The sequence below is a fragment of the Streptomyces cacaoi genome (assembly GCF_006539165.1).
Taxonomy (GTDB): domain Bacteria; phylum Actinomycetota; class Actinomycetes; order Streptomycetales; family Streptomycetaceae; genus Streptomyces; species Streptomyces cacaoi.
The window spans coordinates 59,028-65,718 of sequence record NZ_BJMM01000005.1; the positions used below are offsets into that span (position 1 = coordinate 59,028).

At 71.6% G+C, this 6,691-nt stretch carries 7 protein-coding genes; 5 read left to right on the plus strand and 2 right to left on the minus strand.

What is annotated here, in order from left to right; all coding sequences use genetic code 11:
- Window positions 1-33: 33 nt before the first annotated feature.
- Window positions 34-843 (plus strand): LysR family transcriptional regulator, encoded by an 810-nt coding sequence (locus SCA03_RS07565; RefSeq protein WP_030884181.1) that lies wholly within the window; start codon window positions 34-36, stop codon window positions 841-843.
- Window positions 844-1,111: 268 nt separating this feature from the next.
- Here SCA03_RS07565 and SCA03_RS07570 read toward each other — a convergent pair whose 3' ends face one another.
- Complete coding sequence (locus SCA03_RS07570) at window positions 1,112-1,459, minus strand: hypothetical protein (protein WP_086814627.1); 348 nt, start codon at window positions 1,457-1,459, stop codon at window positions 1,112-1,114.
- Window positions 1,456-1,941, minus strand: coding sequence for a DUF6232 family protein (locus SCA03_RS07575; protein WP_086814628.1), 486 nt, complete (start codon window positions 1,939-1,941; stop codon window positions 1,456-1,458). The genes SCA03_RS07570 and SCA03_RS07575 overlap by 4 nt, the downstream gene beginning before the upstream one ends.
- Before the next feature lie 530 nt (window positions 1,942-2,471).
- Between SCA03_RS07575 and SCA03_RS07580 the strand changes: the two genes are divergently transcribed.
- From SCA03_RS07580 to SCA03_RS07595, 4 genes are all read left to right on the plus strand, one after another.
- A complete protein-coding gene (locus SCA03_RS07580; RefSeq protein WP_030879698.1) occupies window positions 2,472-3,758 on the plus strand; it encodes an ABC transporter substrate-binding protein in 1,287 nt (428 codons plus the stop codon).
- 133 nt (window positions 3,759-3,891) lie between these two features.
- A complete protein-coding gene (locus SCA03_RS07585; RefSeq protein WP_030879696.1) occupies window positions 3,892-4,851 on the plus strand; it encodes a carbohydrate ABC transporter permease in 960 nt (319 codons plus the stop codon).
- A gap of 55 nt (window positions 4,852-4,906) precedes the next feature.
- Complete coding sequence (locus tag SCA03_RS07590; RefSeq protein ID WP_030879694.1) at window positions 4,907-5,734, plus strand: carbohydrate ABC transporter permease; 828 nt, start codon at window positions 4,907-4,909, stop codon at window positions 5,732-5,734.
- A partial coding sequence (locus tag SCA03_RS07595) for a LacI family DNA-binding transcriptional regulator (RefSeq protein WP_141275274.1) occupies window positions 5,731-6,691 on the plus strand: 961 nt, incomplete at its 3' end. The genes SCA03_RS07590 and SCA03_RS07595, both read left to right, overlap by 4 nt.

Genomic DNA, 6,691 nt, shown 5'->3' on the forward strand with positions numbered 1-6,691 from the left:
AATACTCTTCCCGGCAATCGATACCCTCAAGGTATGGATCTGGATCTGCGCAAGCTCCGGTACTTCGCCGCGGTGGCCGAGCACCGGCACTTCGGCCGGGCGGCGGAGCAGCTCTACATCGCTCAGCCGGTGCTCAGCCGGCAGATCAGGGCCTTCGAACAGGAGCTGGGGTACACGCTGTTTGAGAGGACCACCCGCAGCGTGGAGCTGACCGCCGCGGGAGCGCAGCTCCACAAGGAGGCGGAGCGGATCCTCGCAGCCGTCGCCGCGGCCGTACAGCGCGTGCGCGACGCCGACCGGGGCGTCCAGCGGCTCGTCGTCGCCTTCTCTCCCGGGCTGCACGTGTCCGATGCGATCAAGGCGTTCATGTCGCGCCATCCGGACGTCGAGACCGATGTCGTCCCGGCGCGCTGGTGGGAGCAGGACGCGCCGCTCCGGGACGGCCGGGCCCACGTCGGCTACCTGCGGCGGCCGTTCGACGACTCGGGGCTGCACACCGTTCCGATCGGCCGTGAGCCCAAGGTCGCCTGCGTGCCGGCGGCGCACCTGCTCGCCTGCCGCCAGGAGCTCACCCGCGCGGACCTCGACGGCGAGCGGATGCTCGACGTTCCCCGGCGACGGACCTCGTCACTGGAGGAGAAGTTCGAGCTGATCGCGTCCGGGCACGGCATCGCACTCGTCCCGCTGAGCGTCGCGCGGTCCTACTCCCGGCCCGACCTCGTCCATCTGCCCGTCACGGACGCCCCCCAGGTCGAGACCTGCCTGGCTGTCGCCGCGGACCGGCGCGAGAAACCCCTGCGCGACTTCCTCCGGATCGCCACCGCGACGCTGCGGGGCGGCTGACGGCGGGGCGACGACCGGCCCGTCGTCCGGGCGGAATGCGGGCGGCGCCCGAGTCCGCAGCCGCCGGGAGGCGGGCGGGAGCGCTGTGCCTCCCTGCGGGGGCCGCGCGGGTTTCCACCGGCGCCGCGGACGGCCGGGACATGCTCGCTGAGCTCAGCGGTGTCCCCCGTTACCTTTCCCGTGGCCCCGCAACGGGGTGCGGGCCGACCAGATCCGCAACCGCCTCCGGCGTGGCCGTCCTCCGTGCCCAGGTCGGCCTCCGGGCCCGTCAGCCCAGCAGCGCGAGCAGCCGCCCCAGCGCCTCCGCGACGGGCCTGCCCACCTCGCCCACGGTTGCCGCGATCTGCGAGACGGACGCCAGGATCATGCCGCGCTCACGCAGGGCGGTCCGGTCGGGGGTGAGTGCGGGCAGCGCGTTCTCCACGGTCCGGGCCTGGTCGGGGGCGAGCGCCGGACGCAGGTCGTCGAGGAGGCGGGTGAGATCCGCCACGGCGGCTCGGAGCTCGGTGTCCTGTGCGGCGTCGGTGTGGACAACGGTGCCGTGGTTGATGCCGATGACTCTTTCGCCGCCGTTCATGTTGACGACGTCTCCGTAGTAGTTCGACGTGTCGCTCATAGTTTGATCCCCGTGTTTCCCCGGCCGCCGTTCATGTTGACGACGGAACCGAAGTTGTTCGTGATGCTGTGCTGTTCGAGGACGGTGGAGAACTCGTATTCCGGGTGGTCGATCGCGTACACGAGCTGCCCGGCGACGGCCCGCAGTTCGTCCATGGTCGGAAGGGTCAGACCCACCCTGGAACCGCTGTTCAGCTCGACGACCAGCGCCGGCTTCCGCGACCGGAGCAGGACGGCGCAGACGACGACCGCGGTGCACAGGGCCAGGATCGCCGGGGCAGGGCCGCTCAACTGGGCGGAGAGCACGACGGCGAAGGCCACCCACAGCAGGCAGTAGGCGCTGACCTTCCCCCAGTCCGGCGTCGAGCGGAACACTTCGACCCAGCTGATGTTGCGCACCGGAATAGCCGCCGCCCCCACCCACAGGATCTGCCGCTCGACCCGGAGTTCCAGCCGCTTTCCCTTGCGGGGAGGCATCGGCATCGGCGGTATCTCAGCAGGCGGCCGCGGCGGTTTCGACGGGGCCCGGGCCGGAAGCTGCGGCGGAGGCCCGGAAGGTGTCTCAGGAGGTGGTACGCCGGTGCCGTCTGTGTGAGCCATGGTCCCCCCGTGCTGTTCTCACCATCAGTCGCGCATGCGTGGCGCGGGAGCATCATTAAGCCTCTGCGGGGTCGTGGGGCGGCAGACGAGATACGGCCAACCTCGTCCGCTCCTCGGCGGCTTCGGGGCCCGCAGCGGCCGTGGACCGCCGGGCAGGCCGGGAGGTGGGGACGTGTACCGGCCCGGCATGGCGACGAGGTGCCGTGCCGCACGCACGGGGAGAGGCGGGCGACGTCCTCGTCGCGGAGGTCGCCCCCCCCGTCCCCGAAGGAGCGTCCGGCACCCGCGCCGAGCTGTGGCATGTGCCCCCGTCACACCTCTTGACCGCGGGCAGGCGGAGGTCTAGGTTCCTCGCACCTCCAGAGGTACATCGATTAACCACTCGTTAACCGCCTGGTTGGAGACCTCCCGCTGTGCGCTCCCCGCTGACTCGGCGCGGCTTTCTCGCCGCCGGTTCCGGCCTTGCCGCGACCGCTCTGCCCGCCCTCTCCGGCTGCTCCTCACTGGCTGCATCCGACTCCGACCCGGACACCCTCGTCGTGCACAGCCAGCTCGGCACGACGGCGCCGGGCTCCGCCACCTATCTGCGGGCGCTGAAGCGCTTCCGGGCCGAGAACCCGGGGCTGAAGGTCAAGAACCTCGTCAACGGCGACGACCTCGCGCAGGTCTACGAGACCGCCCGGCTGGCCCGCAAGGAGCCGGACGTCGTCATGGTCAACCTCTACGACAAGACCCTGGCGTGGACGGACGTCGGCGCCACCCTCGACGTCAAGGGCCACCTCGACGACTGGGGACTGCGGGAGCGGGTGCTGCCCCAGGCGCTGTCCGCGTGGACCGACGGCAAGGGCCGGCTGCGTGCCTTCCCCTACTTCGCCACCAACTGGCCCGTGGCCTACAACAGGGCGCTGCTGGAGAAGGCGGGCGTCCACGGCATACCCCGCACCGGCGACGAGCTGATACGCGCCGCCCGCCGGCTGCGTGCGCACGGCATCGCGCCCGTGACCACCGGCGGCAACGACTGGACGGGGCAGAAGCTGCTCGCCCAGATCATCCAGACCTTCCTCACCGAGGACGAGGCCCGGCACGCGTACACCACCGGCGACTTCGGCAGCAGAGGCGCACGCGAGGGCATCGCCTACTTCGTGGAGCTGCGGGACTCCGGCGTCTTCACCGACAAACCGCAGGGCCTCACCTCGGACTCGATGATGACGCAGTTCCACACCGGGAAGGCGGCCATCGAGTCGGCGATGTCCTCCGCGCTCGCCGAGGTGCCCGAGCGGGTCGCCCGCCACACCGATGTCGGCGGCTGGCCGCTGGCCGACGGCGCCGTCCACGACAAGCCCACCATCCTGCGCAGTTACACCCTCATCGGGTTCTGGATCAGCCCGAACGGCGCGAAGAAGGCCGACGCCGTCGAACGCTTCATCCGCTTCATGTACCGGCCCGACACCGTCTCGCGGTTCATCACCGAGAGCGGACGGGACATGGCCGTGCGCTCCGACAGCCTCAGCACCGGTTTCCCCCTCGTCGCCGCGGCCCAGCGGTTGGGTTCGGACGTCAGCGAGGTGCTGCTGCCCGATGTGTTCGTGCCGCCGGCCGCGAACCAGCCGCTGATCACCGCGACCAGTACCTCCTTCACCCGCGGCACCAGCGCGGCCCGGGTCCGCGCCGCGCTCGAATCCGCCTACCGCTCCGTATGAGGCCGCGTCCGATGCCGCCGCCGCGTCCGATGTCGCAGCAGCAGCAGCAGCAGCAGCAGCAGCCGCAGCCGGTGCCTGAGCCGTCCACCGCCCCGCCGCTCCCCGATCGAGCCCCAGCACCCGGGAGTTCCTCATGACGACGCTGACACCGCCGGGCACCGCCCCGGCCGGCCCGACCGGCGCGCCGCCCCGCGCGAGGGGTCCGCGCCCCGGCGCCCGGCCGCGCACCGGCGCCCCCGCGCAGGGCGGCACGATCCTCGCCGTGCCCGCGCTGGTCTGGTACCTGGTGTTCATGGTCGGCCCGATGGCCGCCATCTTCGTCATCGCGGCACTGCACTGGCCCGGCATGCTCCAGCCCGTCTCGTTCGCCGGGCTGGAGAACCTGCGTACCGTGCTGGACGACCCGGTCTTCTGGGAAGCGGTCCGCAACACCGCCGTCCATCTGGCCGTCGCCCTGCCGGTGATGATCGTGTGCGCCTACATGGTGGGCTACTACGTCGCCCAACGGCCGCCCGGGCACCGCGTCATCCGCTATCTGCTGTTCATCCCCGGCCTGATCTCCACCCCGGCCAAGGCCATGGTCTTCTACGCCGCCCTGTCGCCCGACGGACTGCTCAACGGTGCGCTGGAGAGCGTGGGTCTGACCTCCCTCACCGACGCCTGGCTCGCCTCCCCGTCCACGGCGCTGGCCTGTCTGATCGCCCTGGACATCTGGGCCGGGATCGGCTTCACCGCCGTGCTGTTCGCCGCCCGGCTCGGCAGCGTCCCCGGCGAACTGGGCGAGGCGGCCCAACTGGACGGCGCGGGCCACTGGCGGACGATGTGGCGGGTCCACTTCCCCGTCATCCGGGACTACGTGGGTGTGGTCACCATGCTTCAGTTCCTGTGGACCCTGTTCGGGTCGGCGCAGCACGTCCTGCTGCTGACCCAGGGCGGACCGGGCAGCTCCTCCACCACCCTGTCGTTCCTCGTCTACCAGAAGGCGTTCATCGCGGCCGACCTGGGCTACAGCCAGACCGTCGGCGTCCTCCTCTTCCTGGTCGGACTCGCCGGACTGCTGACCATCCGGCGTGTGTTCCGGCCGCACCACTGACCGACCCCGGCCCGGCCCGCCACCCGGGCGGCATCACCGATCGAAAGCGGCTCACATGAAGCTCGGCAAAGGCTGGATACCCGCGCACCTGCTGGTGTGGGGCTACGCGGTGCTGTTGATCGTGCCGCTGTACTACTTCCTCGCCTCCGCGTTCAAGAGCAACGAGGAGATCTTCGCCCACCCCTTCGCGCCCCCCACCTCCCTGGGGTTCGACAACTTCGTCACGGCCTTCACCAGCGCCCAGCTCGGCCTCGCCGTCGTCAACTCGCTGCTGGTGACCGGCCTCGCGCTCGTCCTCACGCTGGCGCTGGCCGTGCCCGCCGCGTTCGCGCTGGCCCGGTCCACCTCCCGGCTGGCCTCCGCGATGGAGAAGGTCTTCTCGCTCGGCTTCCTCATCCCCACCTTCGCGGCCCTCTTCCCGACCTTCCTGCTCGCCGCCGTGACCGGGCTCTTCCACAGCCGCACCTTCATGGTGGTGTTCCTCCCGGCCACCGCGATGCCGCTCAGCGTCGTCATCCTGGTGCAGTTCATGCGGACGATCCCGCGGGAGATGGAGGAGGCCGCACGGATGGACGGAGCGTCCACGTTCGCCGTGCTGCGGCACATCTACACGCCGATGTGCCTGCCCGGGATCGCCACCGTCCTGCTGCTCAACTTCCTCACCTTCTGGAACGAGTACCTCTACTCGCTGGTGATCATCGGGCCGGACCCCGCCCAGCGCACCGTCCAGGTGGCCCTGCCCACCCTCAAGGCCATCACCGGAACCGACTACGGGGTGCTCACCGCCGGGACCGTGCTGACCCTCGTCCCCGTCTGGGTCGTCTACACCGTGCTCCAGCGCCGTATGCAGCAGGCACTCGTCAGTGGGGCGGTGAAGATGTGAGCGCTCCCACCGGACGGCCGCCCGCCAAGCGCCCCACCATCAAGGCCGTCGCCGCCGCGGCCGGGGTCTCCACCGCCGCCGTGTCCCAGGCGTTCAACGACAAGGGCCGGCTCTCCGAGGCGACCCGGCAGCGCATCCTGCGCACGGCGCTCGACCTCGGCTGGTCACCCAACGCGCCCGCCGCCGCGCTGCGCAGCGCCCGTACCCGCACCCTCGCGCTCGTCGTACGCCGGCCCACCGATGTGCTCGGCGCCGACCCGCACTTCAGCGAACTGATCACCGGTATCGAGAGCGAACTGGCGCCCCGCGGCTACGGGTTGCTCCTGCACCTGGTGGCGGGCGTCCCGGAAGAGACGGCGCTCTACCGGCGGTTCGCGGCCGAGGGACGTGTGGACGGCGCGATCCTCACCGACGCCCGCGACGAGGACCCGCGCCCCGCGCTCGTCACCCGGCTCGGCCTGCCCGCCGTCGTCCTCGGACCACCCGGCGAGGCCGGGCCCGTACCGGGCGTCGGGCTGGGCGGGCAGGGCGCCGGCGTGGAGGAGGTGGTGGAGCACCTCACCGGCCTCGGCCACCGGCGCATCGCCTATGTCGCCGGGCCCGCCGAACTGCACCACACCCGGCTGCGGCGGGCCGCGTTCGAGACCTCGCTCAAGGCGGCCGGTCTGCGCCCGTGCGCCGTGCTGCACACCGACTTCACGGAGGTGGCGGCCACCGCGGCGACCGAGGCGCTGCTGGCCGCGCGGGAGCGGCCCACCGCGATCGTCTACGCCAACGACTCCATGGCCGTGTGCGGCACCGGCACCGCACAGCGCGCCGGACTGCGCGTCCCCGCCGACCTGTCCGTCGTCGGCTACGACAACCTGCCGCTCGGCCGCTGGCTGCACCCCCGGCTGACCACCGTCGACCAGCAGGTGCAGCGCGTCGGCGCCGCCGCGGCACGCGCCCTGCTGGCCC